Source organism: Methylomonas sp. LWB (assembly GCF_001856095.1).
GTDB lineage: Bacteria > Pseudomonadota > Gammaproteobacteria > Methylococcales > Methylomonadaceae > Methylomonas > Methylomonas koyamae_A.
In genome coordinates, this window is the sequence record NZ_MKMC01000008.1 from 67,542 (window position 1) to 84,501 (window position 16,960).

General features: G+C 54.8%; 15 protein-coding genes. 5 read left to right on the forward strand and 10 right to left on the reverse strand.

Features of this window, described 5'->3' with window-relative positions; genetic code table 11:
• Positions 1–10: 10 nt before the first annotated feature.
• The 3 genes from BJL95_RS04290 to BJL95_RS04300 are packed head-to-tail and all read right to left on the reverse strand — an operon-like array spanning position 11 to position 2,015.
• On the reverse strand, positions 11–688 hold the full coding sequence (locus BJL95_RS04290; RefSeq protein WP_071155767.1) for a hypothetical protein: 678 nt from the start codon (positions 686–688) through the stop codon (positions 11–13).
• On the reverse strand, positions 678–1,457 hold the full coding sequence (locus tag BJL95_RS04295) for a 4Fe4S-binding leucine-rich repeat protein (protein WP_071155769.1): 780 nt from the start codon (positions 1,455–1,457) through the stop codon (positions 678–680). Before BJL95_RS04295 ends, BJL95_RS04290 begins: the two co-directional genes overlap by 11 nt.
• A 3-nt stretch (positions 1,458–1,460) precedes the next feature.
• The gene (locus BJL95_RS04300; RefSeq protein ID WP_064026785.1) at positions 1,461–2,015 is read right to left on the reverse strand and encodes a flavodoxin; all 555 of its coding nucleotides are present in this window, start codon (positions 2,013–2,015) and stop codon (positions 1,461–1,463) included.
• A 338-nt stretch (positions 2,016–2,353) separates the two neighbouring features.
• Here BJL95_RS04300 and BJL95_RS04305 point away from each other — a divergent pair, with 338 nt between their 5' ends.
• A complete protein-coding gene (locus BJL95_RS04305) occupies positions 2,354–3,343 on the forward strand; it encodes a hypothetical protein (protein WP_071155771.1) in 990 nt (329 codons plus the stop codon).
• 2 nt (positions 3,344–3,345) lie between these two features.
• Here BJL95_RS04305 and BJL95_RS04310 read toward each other — a convergent pair whose 3' ends face one another.
• From BJL95_RS04310 to BJL95_RS04335, 7 genes are all read right to left on the reverse strand, one after another.
• Positions 3,346–5,235, reverse strand: coding sequence for a cytochrome c peroxidase (locus BJL95_RS04310; protein ID WP_071155773.1), 1,890 nt, complete (start codon positions 5,233–5,235; stop codon positions 3,346–3,348).
• 139 nt (positions 5,236–5,374) lie between these two features.
• The gene (locus BJL95_RS04315; RefSeq protein ID WP_071155775.1) at positions 5,375–6,688 is read right to left on the reverse strand and encodes a selenium-binding protein SBP56-related protein; all 1,314 of its coding nucleotides are present in this window, start codon (positions 6,686–6,688) and stop codon (positions 5,375–5,377) included.
• Between the two features lie 186 nt (positions 6,689–6,874).
• Positions 6,875–7,147, reverse strand: a complete 273-nt coding sequence (locus BJL95_RS04320) for a DUF4242 domain-containing protein (protein WP_064027354.1) — start codon at positions 7,145–7,147, stop codon at positions 6,875–6,877.
• A 204-nt stretch (positions 7,148–7,351) separates the two neighbouring features.
• Complete coding sequence (locus BJL95_RS23615; RefSeq protein ID WP_217631661.1) at positions 7,352–7,885, reverse strand: DUF4145 domain-containing protein; 534 nt, start codon at positions 7,883–7,885, stop codon at positions 7,352–7,354.
• A 184-nt stretch (positions 7,886–8,069) separates the two neighbouring features.
• A complete protein-coding gene (locus BJL95_RS04325; RefSeq protein WP_071155776.1) occupies positions 8,070–8,360 on the reverse strand; it encodes a type II toxin-antitoxin system RelE/ParE family toxin in 291 nt (96 codons plus the stop codon).
• Complete coding sequence (locus BJL95_RS04330; protein ID WP_071155778.1) at positions 8,357–8,581, reverse strand: addiction module protein; 225 nt, start codon at positions 8,579–8,581, stop codon at positions 8,357–8,359. The genes BJL95_RS04325 and BJL95_RS04330 overlap by 4 nt, the downstream gene beginning before the upstream one ends.
• A gap of 47 nt (positions 8,582–8,628) precedes the next feature.
• Entirely contained in the window at positions 8,629–9,225 is a 597-nt protein-coding gene (locus BJL95_RS04335) for a TetR/AcrR family transcriptional regulator (RefSeq protein ID WP_071155780.1), read from the reverse strand.
• 169 nt (positions 9,226–9,394) lie between these two features.
• Here BJL95_RS04335 and dcd point away from each other — a divergent pair, with 169 nt between their 5' ends.
• The 4 genes from dcd (at position 9,395) to BJL95_RS04355 (ending at position 16,916) form a co-directional block, all read left to right on the forward strand.
• Entirely contained in the window at positions 9,395–9,961 is a 567-nt protein-coding gene (dcd, locus tag BJL95_RS04340; protein ID WP_064031738.1) for a dCTP deaminase, read from the forward strand.
• A gap of 36 nt (positions 9,962–9,997) precedes the next feature.
• On the forward strand, positions 9,998–13,195 hold the full coding sequence (locus tag BJL95_RS04345; RefSeq protein ID WP_071155782.1) for a glycoside hydrolase family 15 protein: 3,198 nt from the start codon (positions 9,998–10,000) through the stop codon (positions 13,193–13,195).
• An 8-nt stretch (positions 13,196–13,203) separates the two neighbouring features.
• Positions 13,204–14,199, forward strand: a complete 996-nt coding sequence (gene glk / locus BJL95_RS04350) for a glucokinase (RefSeq protein ID WP_071155784.1) — start codon at positions 13,204–13,206, stop codon at positions 14,197–14,199.
• A 305-nt stretch (positions 14,200–14,504) separates the two neighbouring features.
• Positions 14,505–16,916: an EAL domain-containing protein gene (locus tag BJL95_RS04355; protein ID WP_071155786.1), complete on the forward strand. Its 2,412-nt coding sequence runs from the start codon at positions 14,505–14,507 to the stop codon at positions 16,914–16,916.
• The last annotated feature ends 44 nt before the right edge of the window (positions 16,917–16,960 follow it).

Here is a 16,960-nt window from a genome sequence, read left to right on the forward strand (position 1 = left end):
CTAACCCCACTTATACCAATGACGGCCTGGACAACAGCGACACATGCCCAACCCCATGTTGGCGCAAGGCCTCCAACAATTCCAAACGTGCAGCCTCGCCCTTGCCGCGCAGATAGCGTAACTCCGCGACCGTTAGCAATGTAATCGCCACTAGCGCCACCGGTCCTCCCGGCAACATGGCCACGGCATCAAGGCCAGCCGGTAGCGACAACAGCGCACCAACGCGACCTCGACCGTCTTTGATATGTTCGATATTGAACTCGATCGACAAAGGCTCGCCCGCCAATAATTTCTCGCAAAGTACCGGGTAGCCGGCCAGGGTATGGCTGACCTCGGCAGTCAACGGAAACAGCCAGGTATCCGCCAACGCAGTGAGCGGGTGATCCTCGGTGAGTCCGGCATCCGGACTTTCGATAAAGACCTCCAGACCCAAGCCGGTTTCCGGCCGATCGCGTTCGACCCAAGGGTCGGACAGACCGTCGGAAATGACACAGGCGTTAGCGCCATGCCGAGCCGCCAACCAAGCGGCGCCGGCCGGCCATTCCGGCCCATCGCTCATAGGCCCCATCAACGACGTCAACGACGCAACTTCCGATTCGAACACGCGACCGATCAAAGCCTGCCGCGCCTCGCTCGCCAACCGCAAACGGTCGGCATAGGTTAAACCTACGACAAATTCAGCGCTCATTCGCTACCTGCTCGGCGCACCGCGCCTGCCATCGTTCCCGGGCCATCAGCGCGACTTCCTCGTCGGGGTCTTCCATCATCCGCTGCAATAATTCGCCATCGGCCCGCAAGACCACCTCGTAACGCACGGTCCAGTCCGGATCGTCGGCCATCATCACCAAATCGTCGATCTCCATACGCTGCGCCACGATGCGGCGAATACCCACTTCATGGTCTTCAGCCATTAAACCCAGACTGACGGCGGGAATACGCTCGGCGACGGTACGCCGAACCTCGGTGTCGGCATCGGCCACCAAGCGAAACAAGCGCCCCTCGGGCAGGCGTTTGGCGACATACGCTCGCACCAGATAATCGGTGTCGCCCGCCATCAACTCCAACTGCGCCTCCGGCAAACGGTCGGCAACCGTCACTCGCACCTCTCGATCGCTGTCGTTGATTAGTTCCAGCAACCACTCCAGCGGGACTCGGTAGGCCAATACCCGTCGCACCGCTTCGTCGGGATCGGCCAACAGCGGCCGCAACAAATTCGTCGGCAGATAGCGGGCGGCTATCGCCCGTCGTTCCCAAAATGCATCTTGCATGTACTCGCGAGCCAAAGCGGGATGCAGCTTGAAAAACCGGTCTATTTGCCGACCGCTCTCCGCCATGATGCAAATATCGCCGGGCTTACAAGCCCCCTGCGCCAACAAACTGCTCCGATACGCGCAAGCATTACAGTCGGCCAACGGCGTCAGATCAGGTTCCCGAACTTCCGGTGATTGGGCGGCCATCGCTTAAGCCGCCTCGGCCCTGACGGGCAACAGTTCCGGTGTTACTTGCGATAGCCAAACCCGTATACGCTCGTCGGTCAAATGCGGTTGCGTCCGCTGATCCAGTACCAAACCGACAAATTGACCGTCGATGATCGAATCGGAATGTTCGAATTGATAACCGTCTGTGCTCCAGCGCCCAATCACGTCGGCGCCATAGCCGCAAAACACGCGGTACAGTTGAATCAGCGAACTGGCAAACCGCGAAGCGTAGCGCTCTTGATGTCCGAGACCAAACAACGCAATGCGCTTGCCGGTCAGATCGCAATGTTCCAACTGCGGTACAAACTCCTGCCAACTGCGCTCCTGGCAACCGACGGCCATGCCCGGCAAATCGCCGATACCGTAACTGGGTGTCCCCAGGATCAGCGCATCGTATTGCAGCAAATCGTCCAGACTGGCCCGATTGACATTTTTCGGTTTGTCCGCCAACTCTTCACCCAGCAGACTGTAGATCTTCTTTGCCACCAACCGGGTACTGCCGGTATCGGTGCCGAAAAAAATGCCGATTTTGCCCATAAATCACCTGTAGACGAGTTTGCGAGGAATGGCCTTAAGCCTTTTCGCAATTCTCAGCAAATTTCGATCCAAAACAGAATCCTTGCTCGCCAACATTTTTTAATCACAAATTCAATAACATAAAACACCCGGCATGCCCCGACGGTTGAGCTCTTTGAAGGTATGGCTACAATTGCCGGGAAACTGGCGAGATTGCCACACAGCCGAACAGCCCGCCGGTTAGCGACTCATATCGCCCGCCCGCGAACACAAGAAGTCAGAACCGCTATTGTTCGCCAATCCAGACTAGGCCTCCGAACCAACAACACCGTTTTCAAGACCAAAAGGGAGATTGATCCATGGCAATTTTGCGTTGCAGCGCTTGCGCCTATCTGCGAGAGGTACCTTCCGAGCATGCCGGCAAGACCGTCAAATGCCCTGTGTGCGAAAAACCTGCCGCGATTCATGACACAGTCGGCTTCGTGACCGGTTTGATCGACAAGTACAGTGCGCTTTTAAGCAAATACCGGACTCTGGAAGCGTCGCAATCCACCCCGCCGCCCAAGGGCCAAGCGCCGCAAAAAATCGAGGATCTGGATTTGCACAATACGGCGGTGATGAGCCAAAGCACTCAATATCAACCGATCGTCCGTTGGTTCGAGCGTAAACGCGTGCAAGTCCAAGTCAATCACGACGCTCTCGATACCCAAGGTTTTTTCGACGAAGTTGCAGTGGAGCTTGGAGATCAGCTGGCGACGCTGGGGGAACTACTCGACAAAATCCGCAAGGCGCAGCGCAATGACTACGGTTCGGTGACGATGAATTTAAGCAACCACAGTCAAAACCAAATCAAAATCATCACCGGTTTTTGCAAATCGCTTTACGACTTCTCATTCGTCGCCAAATATTTCTACAACAAAAACGAAAAGCGCGTCCATCTGACGCTGCAAACTGCGCCGGCCATCGTCAACTTTTTCAACGGCGAATGGTTGGAATGGTATGTGTTCATGAAATTGCTAAAGCATTGCTACGACGGCAACGGCCTGTTTTCCTGTCTCCGCAATTTTACGATCCGCTTCGCCAACGAGGACCAATACGAAATCGACGTGTTTTTCCTGATCAATAGCCGTATTCCAGTGTTCATCGAATGCAAATCCGGCGAATTCAGACCCTTCATCGACAAGTACAGCAAAATGCGCCGCCGCCTCGACATCGACAAAAACCATTTTTTACTGCTGGCCTTGGGAACCAGCGACGAGCAAGTCGCCGGATTGACCAAAATGTACGACATTACCTTCGTCAACGAAACCAACTTTATCAAACACATCAGCGGTTTGATGGCGCCATAGCTTCAACGCGCCGGCGCATCGCCGACCGGCGCTGCAAACGCGTCGGACACCAATCGACCGACATTGGCGCCGGTCAGCGCCTTTAAAAACGCCACCAATTCGTTCACTTCGCCGTCAGTTAAGGCCAACGGCCGCATCGCGGGCGCCAGATTGTCGTTGGCAACGCCACCCCGATTGTAAAAACGTACGACCTCTTCCAAGGTCGCCAGCGAACCGTCGTGCATATAAGGCGCGCTCAACGCCACATTGCGTAGCGACGGCGTTTTATAAGCCCAGCGGTCGGCCGGATTCTGGCTGATTTCGTAATAGCCTAGATCGTTAGGTTTTTCGCCACGCACCCCCGACAAATGCCGGATATCGACATCGACGAACACCCCAGGCGCCACTTGCACCTGTTGCGTAACCGGGGCCTTTTGCATGGATTCCGCATAACCGACGCCGGTGTTATGGCGTTTTTGATCCGTGAACAGCGCCGACTTTGCATCGACCGTATGACAGGCGCCGCACCCCGCCTTACCGATAAACAACGCAAAACCGCGCTTGGCCGGTTCGTCGAGCGCCTCTGAGCGCTTGCCGAAATACCAGCGATCGAACGGCGAATCCGCCGAATTCAAGGTGCGTTGATAACTCGCCAACGCCTTACCTATCGTCTCCATCGTCGGCGCTTTGCCGAAAGCGGCTTCGAACAGGCCACTGTAGTCGGCGGCGGTTTTGATTTTGTCGATTACATAGCCGATGGACGGATTAGCCATCTCGTTATGCGCCAACAATGGCCCCCAGGCTTGTTGTTCCAGCGTATTTTCGCGGCCGTCGTGGAACAACAATTGAGCATAACCAACGTTGTACAGCGAGGGCGCATTGCGGCGCACGCTCCGTCCCTCGACGCCGACCGCCGTCGCCATCTCGTTGTTGGCGAAACCCTGTTCCGGGATGTGGCAAATCGCGCAGGAAAAGGTATTGTTCAGCGACAGCCGCCGGTCGAAAAACAACTTGCGGCCCAGCGCGATTTTGGCTGGCGTGAGCGGGTTGTCTTTGGGCACGGGCAACTTCGGCAAACCCAGCGGCGGCTTTAGGGCAAAAGCCAGCAAATCGGCGGACTTACCTCGCCGCTGTTCGAGGGCTAGAGAGTCGGTCCGATAATCGGCTTGCCGATAACCTTGTTTATCGTCACCGGCCCGGTACAAACGTTCGTCATTAACCGTTTGCGCCGATCTCATCGGTTTGGCAAGTGTCAATAGCGTTTTGACGTCGTTGAGCAAGGTATCGGCATGCAAGGAATCGACGTTATAAATGTTGCGTACGTTCTTGTCCTTATCGATCAGATACACCCGCAACAGATGTGAATACGTGCCGCTAAAGCGGCCTTGCTCGTCGAGGATTTTTTGCACGCTCTGCTGGTAGCCGTCCAAAATCGGCTGTAAGGCCGCTTCGTCGCGCGTGGTCAAAAACCGCCAATCGAATTGACCGGCGTTAAAGCCGGCGCCGTAGTGGCGCATCATGTCCGGCGTATCTTGAGTCGGATTAAAGCTCAGGGTTATCAATCTGAGTTTGTCGGCCAATTCCGGTTGTTTCTGTAACTGGCGACCGATCTTCTGCAGCACTTGGGTGGCCAGCGGGCAGCCGTTGCTATCGCTACAAGCCGCATAAATAAAGCTGAGCAAGACCAGCTTATCGCCCATCAGATCGTGAAGGCGCTTGGGCCGATTATCGCTGGTCAACACCTCGCCGTCGATCGCCGCCTGTATGACCGGCAATTGGTAAGAGCCGGGGGCCGCGAGTTGAAAAACGAGACCGGCATGACCGGGAGCGAGCGTTTGCCGATCCAACGGATCGGCAAAGCCTGGTGCGGTCGCGAGAACGGCGACCAAGCCCAATAGAAAGCTGAATTTCATTGCGGTGGATTCCGTTGGCGAAATTGAACGATCCTTTCGCCACGACCAGCGAATCCCGGCGGTCCGCGCCTAAGCAACGGAACCGGCGGTTACGCTGGCGTAGCGACGACCTTTTCGGTGTTTTAAACGCCCGCGCGAGCTACTTCGGCGCCTTGCCGTACAAAGCATACGCCCCAAACCGCATTTGATGCGCCCTACCCAGCTTCTCTTTATTGAAATCAATCGAGAACTGCTCGGTCAACTTGCTACCATCCCAACTATAGGCTTTGAAAAATTGTTCGTTGTCCGCGCCTTTCTTATCCCAGTTCGCCAGCAGCGACGAGGTGTAATACAGGCGTTTGCCGTCCCAACTCGACGACACCATATTCACCTGGGCGCCGATTTTTTGCTCGAACACTTGTTTTGGGTGGAATGGATCGCTGATGTCGAAGCGGCGAGTCATGCCGTCCATGAAGGTGTTGACCCACAGGGTTTTATCGTCGCTGGAGATGGAGATGTCCACCGGCAACGGGATTTTCGCCGGCTCGCCGATGTCCGCGACGTCCTTGGCTTGCCATTCGCCTTTGTCGTCCTGATGAATCAGCCAGATTTTCGAGGTCAGCGCGGTGCTGGTGAAGCAGTAGTTATGCGCTTCGTCCCAGGCACAGCGGATTTCCAACGGCGCGCCGGGTACGTCGAAGACTTTCTTCGGCTGGCGACTGTGTAAATCCCATTGCACCACGGTGTTGCCGAAGCGTTTCATCGCTTCCGGGTCGGCCAGCATTTTGCCGAAGTCCATCATGTAATTCGACCAACCGGTGAACGACGAAGTCAGCATCAGGTTTTTACGCGGCAATACCCGCACGTCGTAGTTGTAGCCATCGGCGTATTTGCCGGATTTGATCGCGCCTTCCAGATTGCTGTCGGTCGGCAGCCAGTAGGTGGCGATGTAATCACCAGTATTTGTGTATTCGACCAGCGCGGTACGGCCGCCATGATCTTTGTTATTGGACAGGCCGGTGATGATCATCCGCCCCGGCAAGGCATACAAACTGTGCGGGCCAACTACGCCGCCGCTTTTGGCGACGAAATCGGTGATGGTTTTGCTGAGCTTGGGTTTGGCAGGATCGGTAGAGACGTCGAAGATGAAAATCTTGTTGGTATCCAGGCCCCCGGCCCACAAAAAGCGGCGGTCGTCGGTGAAGTCGGAGTGATGGGCCTCGTTGCGGCCACCCACCGACAGGCTGCCGATCACCTTGCCGTATTGTTTGGATTTGGGATTAACGTCGACGGTGACCAGTTTGTCCTGCTCGTCGCCGACGCCTTCCGCACCCAAGGTCCAGATGTAAACGAAATCTTCCTGGCCGGTAATTTTCGCCATGTACGGCGAGGCGCAGGTTTCGTCCGCGCTGGCCGACAGGCTGGCGGTGCCGAGCAATAGCGCGGCGGTAAAGGTGCTGAGTTTAAAAGTCATGAGTGTTATCCCCGTAAATTATCGTTTTAATGGTGTCCTATCTTCCGCGCTCGAACGCTCCACCCTGGCACGCGCAAACGCTGATGAACCGCTCCAGCGGTTCAGCGTTGTAGGGTGAGCACTGCGTAGCTTTTGCCCGGCAATCGCGACCTCCGACGAGGTACGCGGCGCTCACCCTACCCAAGCTCAGTCCCCCGTGGTCGGATCGATCACGGTCTTGATTTCTTCTATCCGATTGGCCGGAAAACCCCCTTGCTCGGCGTGTTCGCGTATCGCTTGTTCGTTGTCGGCGATATAAATGCAATACACCTTGTCGCCGGTCACATAGCTGTGCAGCCACTGGATGCGCGGCCCCATATCGCGCAACACGCCGCAGGATTTTTGGGAAATGCCTTGCAACTCGGCTTGCGTGAACTGGCCGGCGCCGGGAATGTCGCGTTCGATGATGTATTTGGGCATGATAATCTCCTAATAAATGACCGGTCGTCTAATTTGCCGGCGTTAAAAAATGCTGCCGGGTGGGGCAGCGGTTATTTCGATTCGTAGGCTGGGTAGAGCGACAGCGAGCTGAAGGCCACGTTGAAACCCGGCTAGGCGTCTGCCAATGCTGGATTTCCTTTCATTCAACCCAGACTACGCACTTCAGTCTAATATTGGGGCATCCTACGATCCTTGCGCCGGTATTTTGTTTGGAAATTCATATATGAATTTCATAAGCATTTCTGAAAAAGCTATTAGATCTTCGCAGTCTGATTTATCCATAAGAGCAATTTCGTGAGTTGCCTCATTACCCTTTTTACGAATATGATCCACCCAGCCTCGGCCATTCGGCGGGATATATCCTTGATCTGCTAAATAATTAACGTAATAAATGAATGGTTTACCTTCTTCGGCACCCTGTTTTACACCAATATTCATTAAGAGTTTTCTACAAAGTAATACCGAACCGGTATACGCCGACGCCGCAACAGAATTTCTTGCTTCTTTGTATAGTAACGCTAACTCTTCAGGTAGATGATTGACATCATTTCCAGGTGCCACATCAGGGTACTGCGCTCCATAAGCGAAATGAGTAGGTCGTTCGCAATGAGGACATATATAAATTCGTTGCCCTAAATTTGAGAAATATCCTTGATTAGATGCAACAACATTACCGCAATGTCCACACTTATACTGAACTGACTGCAAGCTATTCAAGCTATTCCACGACATACCAAATATTCTCCAATTTCAAATCTTGTGTCCTAGGCGTACCAATAAAGGTTAACTTGATGTTTATTTAAGCCCTAAAATCCTGACAAACCGCCTGCAACAGCTCCACCCTCGACCTTCATTTTTGGCAACGCACCCTGCCAGGTCATCCAACACCAAATCCACGACATCATTTTCTAGAATTCCAATAATTAGGCTGTTTTCGCAAATGCATCACCGCCAAAATCTCCAATTTTCCGGCTTTTTCCCGAAACACTAACGCATATGGAAAACGCAATATCCGGCACTTGCGAGTTTCATCATCTACCTTTCGATACAACATGGGATTGTTACAAACCCGGTGGGTGGCATCGTCCACCGCATCGATAAGGCGCTTTTCCAAACCCGCTTGTTGTTTTTGATAAAACAATATTGCTTGTTCCAACTCCTCGCGGGCCTGAGGATGCAGGAAATATTTCATAAAAAGCGCTGTCTTAGCTCCGCCATGACTTGTTCGCCATCCAGCAGCAGCGCCGAATTGGCGTCTATTTCCTTGCAACGCTTTTGGATTTCCTGCCGCCACTCATCGGAAACCGGAAAGTCTTCTTCATAATCCAGGCTTTCGATCAAGATTTCCGCAATATATGCTCTTGCTGCCGGAGCCAGTTTTAATGCCTGTTCGGTTATCGTTTGTGCATCCATCAATCACCTCCAATTTAGCGCTAGCATGCGATAAGGCAGGAACTCAATCAAGCCCTAAAATAATCATCCAACAAATCCCGGCAAACCGCCTGCAAGGGTTCAACCGACTGCTCGACTTTCATCCGCAACAACGCGCCCTGCCAGCCGTTTAACATCAAATCCGCCATACTTTTCGCGGTCTTGTCGGTGCGTACTGTACCGTCTTTCTGGCCGCGCTCCAGCGCGGTTTTCTGCAAATCGGCGTAGCGACCGACCGCGTCCAGCAAGGCGTCGCGGCATAGCGGACTGGTATCGCCGATTTCCCCCATCAAATTGCCCAGCAGACAACCGCCCTTGAAACCGGTTTTGGCCACTTCCGCTATCAATTCCGCGTAATACGCTTTCAATGCGCCCAGTCCGTCCAATTCCGGGTTTTGCAAATGCCCGGTCAAGCGGACGATAAAAGGCTCGATGTAATGATGGATCGCTTCGGCGGCGAAGCGTTCCTTGCTTTCGAAATAGGCGTAAAACGAGCCCTTGGGAATTTGCACGGTGTCCAAGATCTCTTTCAGGCCGGTGGCGTGATAGCCTTTTTCCAGCAGCAAACTGACGCCCTGCTCGAGCAATCGATCTTTTTTGACTTGTTTCGGCTTTAGCGATGACATGGATTAATTATGCGACCGGTCGTCTAATTTGTAAATCAGTTTTTCCTAATATTTTTAAACGCGACCCACGGGCCGATAAAACCGGCCGAACGCGGCCGGAGTAGCGATTTTTCAGCCTTGATATGCTATGTTGGCAGTCTGTTCCTTTTTTAATGGTAAGCCCAGCAACATGAGCATCAAATCAGACCAGTGGATACGCAAAATGTCCGAGCAACACGGCATGATAGAGCCGTTTCAGGCCGGCCAAGTTCGCGAATCCGCTCAAGGCCGGATCATCTCTTACGGGACGTCGAGCTATGGTTACGACGTGCGCTGTTCCAACGAATTCAAAATTTTCACCAACATCAACTCGACTATCGTCGATCCAAAAGATTTCGACGAGGCCAGCTTTGTCGATGTCAAGTCCGACGTCTGCATCATTCCGCCCAACTCGTTCGCGTTGGCCCGTACCGTTGAGTATTTCCGAATTCCGCGTGACGTGCTGGTGGTCTGCCTGGGCAAATCGACTTACGCCCGCTGCGGCATCATCGTCAACGTCACGCCGCTGGAACCGGAATGGGAAGGCCATGTGACCTTGGAATTCTCGAATACCACGCCGCTGCCGGCCAAAATCTACGCCAACGAAGGCGTTGCCCAAATGCTGTTTTTCGGCGGCGACGAAGTCTGCGAAACCTCCTACAGGGACAGAGGCGGCAAATACCAGGGACAAACCGGCGTCACTTTACCCAAGGCCTGAACCCGACCATTCCGTCCCACCCAGCCCGGCACCGATATGACCCAACCCAGTAGCGACGCGTTAGACCAATATTACCGCCAAGTCCACGACATCATTCTCAGCCGGCAAAACTGGATTAGTGGCTTGCTGCCGGCCAGCACCGCCGTCACCGTACACGGCAACTATACCGACGCTTGGGTTAGGGATAACGTATATAGCATTCTGGCGGCTTGGGGGCTAGCGTTGGCTTACCGGAAGAACGGCGAAAACCCGGAACGCGCTTATTTGCTGGAGCAAAGCGTCGTCAAACTGATGCGCGGCCTGCTGACCGCGATGATGCGCCAAGCGCCTAAAGTCGAGAAATTCAAGCACAGCCAGGACCCGCTTGACGCGCTGCACGCCAAATACAACACCCAGACCGGCGAAATCGTGGTTGCCGACAACGAATGGGGCCATTTGCAACTGGACGCCACCTCGTTGTTTTTGTTGATGCTGGCGCAAATGATCGCATCGGGTCTCCGCATCGTGTTCAGCGTGGACGAAGTTAATTTCGTGCAAAATCTGGTGCACTATGTCAGCCGCGCCTACCGCACGCCGGATTACGGCATTTGGGAACGCGGCAATAAAATGAACCACGGCATCGCCGAATTGAACGCCAGCTCGATCGGTATGGCCAAGGCGGCGCTGGAAGCGATGTCTGGCTTCAACCTGTTCGGCAAGGATGGCGGCCAGACCGCGATCATCCATGTCGTCGCCGACGACATCGCCCGCACCCGGATCACGCTGGAATCGCTGCTACCGCGCGAATCGATTTCCAAGGAAGTCGATTCGGCGGTACTCAGCATCACCGGCTTTCCAGCCTTCGCGGTCGACAATGCCGCTCTCCGCGAAAAAACCGAGACATTGGTCATCGAGAAACTGCAAGGCCGATACGGTTGCAAGCGCTTTCTGCTGGACGGTCACCAAACCGTCATCGAAGACCACCAGCGCCTGCATTACGAACCCAGCGAGCTGAAGCAGTTCATGGACATCGAGTGCGAATGGCCGCTGTTTTTTTCGTACTTGCTGCTCAATCGCTTGTTTGCCCGCGACGCCGACGGCGTGGGCGACTATCGGCGCCGTTTGGAACACTTATTGGTGGAACGTAACGGTCAATGGTTGTTGCCCGAGCTGTATTTGGTGCCGGAACCGGCGATCGCGGCCGAGAAGCGCCACCCCCACAGCCAAGAACGGCTACCCAACGAAAACGTACCGCTGGTCTGGGCCCAAAGTCTGTTTATCCTAGGCTGTCTACTGCAGGACGGCTTGATCGCGCTAGACGACATCGATCCGCTGGGCCGTTACAAATCCACCCGCCTGTATAACCGAACGCCTTTACAGGTGGCGCTGCTGGCCGACAGCGAGGCGGTACAAGCCGACTTACACGCTACCGGCATCGTCTCGCAAACACTCGGTGAAATCGCGCCGATACAGGTGCGCGAAGCCAGTGAACTCGCTGCGGCCTACACCCAAGTGGGACGCAACGATCGAATCGGCCTGACCGGACGCCCCTTGCGCCAAATTCGCAGCTTGGCGACCTCCCGCCTTTATCTGCTGGCCGGCGAACCGCTGCTATTCCTACCGCAATTCATGAACCAACAAGGATTCTATATTGCGATGGACAATCGCTTGTTGATTCAACGCCTGCGCATGGAATTGACGTATTTGGCACACCACTGGGACAGCCCTAAGCCGCCAATCTTCGTCATCAACGTCAAGGACAACATGCTGCACGGCGCCGATCGCGAAATGTTGCTGGATTTCATCCAGCAAATCGGTTCCGGCAAATTAGCCGACATCGAAGTTAGGCTCGGCCTGTTAACCGAATTCGCGGCCGACTCCTGTCGTGAGAAAATCGGTTATCTGCACGATTTTCGCTTTTCGGAGCCTCGACGCGACGACGCCGAGCGCCCCTGCGCGCACGCCATGCCGCACGAGGCCGCCACCCCACAACCTTTGGACAGCTATACGCTGACCGCCTGGGAAATCGGCGACGATGCGTTGTTACTAGAGCAATTGCGCGGCAACGGCAATCTGTATGCGCAACTGGAAGCCTTAAGTCTGCTCGGCGGCCGCCACGGCTTGGACCATCCTGTGCGCTTGGCCGGCCAGGAGTATTCGGTGCGCGACCTGCTGGAAGAGGTTTACGCCCGCGCCGGCGACCGCCACGTCTGGTACATCGTGCGTCGCGCGGCCGGCATTCTGGGCAAGTACGATATCAATCTGGAACAGGCGGCGACCGACATCCTGGTCCGCCAACACGGCTTGACCGTCGGCCGCGCCTACAGCGGCAAAGCCACGTTACGGCGGCCGACCGACTCCTGGGAAATACTGCAAACCATCCGTAGCTTTAACAGTCAGGACAGCAACCAGCACATTGTCATCCAGGAATTGATCATTTATTTAGGTATGCTGATCAAACTCAAGCCCGAGTTGTTCGCCGATATGCATACGATTCGGGTCGGCCATATTCTGCAGCTGATCGTGGCCCGGCAAAAACGCGCCAGCCAAGTTTCGCTGGACCAAGCATTTACCGAGGTATTAGGTCTGCCGCCGCACCGACTGGTGGAACTGCTCAGAGAAACTTTAGAGGATTACGGCAATAGCCAAACCCAACTGGGCTTAGTGGAAACCTTGCATTACGACGGCGCGCAACGCGACTTGAGTTCGGCTCGCTTCCCGGCAACGATGAACCCGAATCGCGGCGACTCCGAGGACTGGTACGACTGGCGCGAACGCCAAGGCAGCGTCGGCCGTGAAAACGACGCTTTTTTCACCGGCGTTTGGACGGTATTGGAACGTTGCCAGGGTCTGATGATAGGCGAAAAAATCAATGGCATGCGCCGGCTCGACAGCGAAACCACGCTGTCGCAGATGACGCCGGGCGAGCAAACCTTTAAATTGCACGTCAATCACGTACTCAATAAAATTCAAGCGCCGGTCTACCGGCAGTTGACCGCCGAGGCATTGCGGGCACTGGGTTCTATTTTCCGGGACAACCCGACCCTAAGGGTGGACGATACGATAGTCACAGACATTCTGATCGGCCATGCCGTCAGAATCTGCTGGCTGCACGATCACCCGGACCATCGCGACCATTACGAAAATTACGTGTCGCTGGCTTGGCAGGCCTTTTATCAACTGCCACCCCACGCCGTTGCCAACGGCATTCTCGACGCTCTGATGCATTTACTCGACACGCCCAACGCCCAGTGAGGACCGATATGATTTTAGCCGGCGACATCGGCGGCACCAAAACGGTGCTGGCCTTAATTGAACCATTAGCCGACGGCACGCTGCACAGCGTGCGCGAACAAACGTTTGCCAGCCGTGAATTCCTGGACTTCGAGGAGATTTTGGACTTATTCCTCGCCGATCAGCCCCCGCCAACGTCAGCCTGTTTCGGCGTCGCAGGACCGGTGGTCGAACAACGCTGCCAAACCACGAATCTACCCTGGTTGCTGGATGGTCGACGGTTGCAACAGAAGCTGGGTACCGACCAAGTCAAACTGCTTAACGATTTGGAAGCGATGGCTTTGGGCATGCTGCATCTGCCACCGGAAGATTTCGTCGAACTGAATCCCGCCGCCGAACCCCAAACCGGCAATATCGCCGTGATCGCGGCCGGCACCGGACTCGGCGAGGCTGCTTTGTATTGGGACGGCCAACGCTATCATCCCATCGCCACCGAAGGCGGACATAGCGACTTGGCGCCGCAAACCGAACAACAGGATCGGTTGTTGGTCTATTTGCGCCAACTGTTTCCAGACCACGTCAGTTGCGAGCGGGTGCTGTCCGGAAACGGCTTCAGTCATTTATACGATTTTCTGTTAGCCGACCGTTTCGCGCCTGCCTGCCCAGCAATTCCCGCCGCGCACGCCGAATCCGAAGTGGACCGCAACGCACTGATTTCGCGTTTGGGTGTGGGCGGTGAAGACCCGCTCTGTGAAGAAGCAACCCGTTTATTCGCCGAATTGTACGGTGCGGAAGCCGGCAATCTGGCCTTGAAGCTGCTTGCGACGGGCGGTGTGTTTATCGGCGGCGGGATAGGCCCGAAGATTCGTAAGGTTCTGGAGTCGGGTGAGTTTTTACGCTCATTCGCAGCCAAAGGCCGCTTTCAGCCGCTGTTAGCGAAAATACCGGTAAAACTCGCGTTGAATCCGCGCGCACCGTTGATTGGCGCCATGCATTATTTTGCCGATTTGCTTGGCAAGCAGTAACTATTCGGCGAATGCTCAGCGATCTGTCACCCCCTCTTTCAAAAAAGGGGGAGCGGCGATATCCGCATCGAGCTCCCTTTTTCGACGGGAAACTTGGATTTAGGCCGGTTGCGAAGCCTATGCTGAACAGCTACCGCACGCCTTAATCGAGCCCGCCTTGCACGATACTTGGTCTGCGGATCCCCCATGCGATGCGGCTTTGGCAATCGACACTATCAGCCCGCGAGGTTTATTGTTAAGATCGATACGTAGCAGTCTCTCACAGGGCTCGGCTAGCCGAAATCGACCTATACCAAAGCGCTGACATGGCCCACACCAGATCCAAGCTCGAACACTCCCTGTCGCTGCTGAAAGCGACGTTGGACGCCACCACCGATGCCATTCTGGTTGTCGACGCGGCCGGTCGCGTCATACAATACAACACCGAGTTCGCCCGTATGTGGCAGATTGACCGGGAGTTGCTCAACGCGGACACCCAATCCGCGCCGCTCCGCCGGATCCTGAACGGCACGGATTTGCAAGACGATGCGGAAACCCGCTGGTTCGAGGTACGCCGCGATCCGGAACGACACGCTTACGACGAACTATTGTTAAGCGACGGTCGGATCATCGAACGCCACCAGATGACCGAATATCGCGATGGCGTCGCGGTTGGGCAAATTTGGCATTTTCGCGACATTACCGAACGCAAGGCCTCGGAAACGCCGTTGGCGCAATTGAGCTTCGGCATGGATCAGATGCGCGACGCGGCTTATTTGATCGACAATGATGCCAGAATTATCTACGCCAACCGCCACGCTTGCTTGGAATTAGGCTACAGTCGCGAACAATTGCGAGGCATGCGGGTTGAAGACGTCGACCCCGCGCATACCGACACGATTTGGCGAACTCATTGGCAAGCGCTAAAAGCATCGGGTTCGCTAACTTTAGAAACCCTACATCAAACCAAGGATGGCCGACTGTTTCCGGTCGAAGTCGTGGCCAACTTCTTCGAATACGCCAACACCGGTTACAACCTGGCGATAGCCCGGAATATCAGCGAACGCAAGCGTATCGAAGAAGTCTTGCAGCAAGCCGCGTTAATTTACCAAAACAGTAGCGAAGCCATGCTACTGGCTGACGCAGAGGGACGTATTATCGCGGTCAACCCGGCTTTTACCCAGATTACCGGCCATTGCCGCGAGGAGATCGAGGGCCAATCCATCGATCTTATCAATACCGAAGATCACCGCAAAGCGATGTGGCAGAGCGTTCGCAAATCCGGTTTTTGGCAAGGCGAAGTTTGGGATAGGACCCAATCCGGGGACAGATACGCAAAATGGCTGACCGTGAACGCCATCAAGGATTCGGCGGGGCAGATATTTCGATTAGTAGCACTGTTCGCGGACATCACTGAAAAAAAACAGGCCGAGAACCTGATCTGGCAGCAGGCCAATATCGACCCGCTGACCCAATTGCCAAACCGGCGCATGTTTCACGACCGCTTGGAGCAGGAAATCAAAAAAGCCGGCCGGGATAAAACCCGGCTGGCTTTGTTCTTCATCGATCTGGATCTGTTCAAGGAAGTCAACGACACGCTGGGACACGACATGGGCGACAAACTTCTGCAAACCGCCGCCCAGCGTATACGAATGTGCGTCCGAGACTCCGACACGGTCGCCAGATTGGGTGGCGATGAGTTCACGGTGATCCTAAGAGAAGTCGGCGAACCTTGTAACGTGGAACGGATTGCGGGTGCGATATTGGAAAAAATGGCGGAGCGCTTCGAGTTAGGCGCGGACATTGCCCACATTTCCACCAGCATCGGTATCGCCTTCTACCCGGATGACGCTAGAGATATCAAATCGCTGCTAAAACACGCCGACCAAGCCATGTATGTGGCCAAAAATCGCGGTCGCAATCAATATTGTTTTTTCATCCCTGCCATGCAGGAAGCCGCGCGGCATCGACTTGGCCTGAGCAAGGACTTGCGCTCGGCGCTGTCCACCCGGCAATTGACTGTTTACTACCAACCCATTGTCGAACTGAGCAGCAATCGGGTATGCAAGGCCGAAGCGCTGATTCGCTGGCACCATCCCCAACGCGGCCTGATCGGCCCGGCCGAGTTCATTCCCATAGCCGAAGAAACCGGTCTGATCAACACAATAGGCAACTGGCTCTTCGAACAAGCCGCGCAACAAGCTCGCAAATGGCGACTCTCGATACACGACGACTTTCAAATCAGTATCAACAAATCCTCGGTGCAATTTCGCAACGAACGCGAAAACCACCAAGCGTGGCTCGAAAAGTTGACTCAACTGCAATTGTCCGGCCAACACATCGTCGTCGAAATCACCGAAGGCGTGCTACTGGAAAGTGGCAACCGCTTTCAGGACCAGTTGTCCTCATTTCGCAACGCCGGCATTCAAATCTCGTTGGACGATTTCGGTACCGGGTATTCGTCGTTGTCTTATTTAAAAAAATACGATATTGATTATTTAAAAATCGATCAGGAATGCGTTAACAATCTTTCCGCCGATCCCGCGAACTTGGCACTATGCGAAGCCATCATCCTGATGGCCCACAAGCTTGGCATTCGCGTCATCGCGGAAGGCATAGAATCGGAAGCCCAGCGGCAATTGCTCAAAAACGCAGACTGCGACTTCGGCCAAGGCTTTTTCTTTGCGAAACCGTTACCGGCGGATTTGTTCGAAAGCCGATTTTCCGAACAAACCTAAAAAGGTTGAGAACAAGAACCGGAGCGGCCGACTAGCGCATGGGC

Excerpts from the sequence above, each read along its gene's own strand:
- BJL95_RS04290 (WP_071155767.1), bottom strand. The coding sequence starts at position 688 with ATGAGCGCTGAATTTGTCGTAGGTTTAACCTATGCCGACCGTTTGCGG.
- BJL95_RS04295 (WP_071155769.1), bottom strand. The coding sequence starts at position 1,457 with ATGGCCGCCCAATCACCGGAAGTTCGGGAACCTGATCTGACGCCGTTG.
- BJL95_RS04300 (WP_064026785.1), bottom strand. The coding sequence starts at position 2,015 with ATGGGCAAAATCGGCATTTTTTTCGGCACCGATACCGGCAGTACCCGG.
- BJL95_RS04305 (WP_071155771.1), top strand. The coding sequence starts at position 2,354 with ATGGCAATTTTGCGTTGCAGCGCTTGCGCCTATCTGCGAGAGGTACCT.
- BJL95_RS04310 (WP_071155773.1), bottom strand. The coding sequence starts at position 5,235 with ATGAAATTCAGCTTTCTATTGGGCTTGGTCGCCGTTCTCGCGACCGCA.
- BJL95_RS04315 (WP_071155775.1), bottom strand. The coding sequence starts at position 6,688 with ATGACTTTTAAACTCAGCACCTTTACCGCCGCGCTATTGCTCGGCACC.
- BJL95_RS04320 (WP_064027354.1), bottom strand. The coding sequence starts at position 7,147 with ATGCCCAAATACATCATCGAACGCGACATTCCCGGCGCCGGCCAGTTC.
- BJL95_RS04325 (WP_071155776.1), bottom strand. The coding sequence starts at position 8,360 with ATGAAATATTTCCTGCATCCTCAGGCCCGCGAGGAGTTGGAACAAGCA.
- BJL95_RS04330 (WP_071155778.1), bottom strand. The coding sequence starts at position 8,581 with ATGGATGCACAAACGATAACCGAACAGGCATTAAAACTGGCTCCGGCA.
- BJL95_RS04335 (WP_071155780.1), bottom strand. The coding sequence starts at position 9,225 with ATGTCATCGCTAAAGCCGAAACAAGTCAAAAAAGATCGATTGCTCGAG.
- dcd (WP_064031738.1), top strand. The coding sequence starts at position 9,395 with ATGAGCATCAAATCAGACCAGTGGATACGCAAAATGTCCGAGCAACAC.
- BJL95_RS04345 (WP_071155782.1), top strand. The coding sequence starts at position 9,998 with ATGACCCAACCCAGTAGCGACGCGTTAGACCAATATTACCGCCAAGTC.
- glk (WP_071155784.1), top strand. The coding sequence starts at position 13,204 with ATGATTTTAGCCGGCGACATCGGCGGCACCAAAACGGTGCTGGCCTTA.
- BJL95_RS04355 (WP_071155786.1), top strand. The coding sequence starts at position 14,505 with ATGGCCCACACCAGATCCAAGCTCGAACACTCCCTGTCGCTGCTGAAA.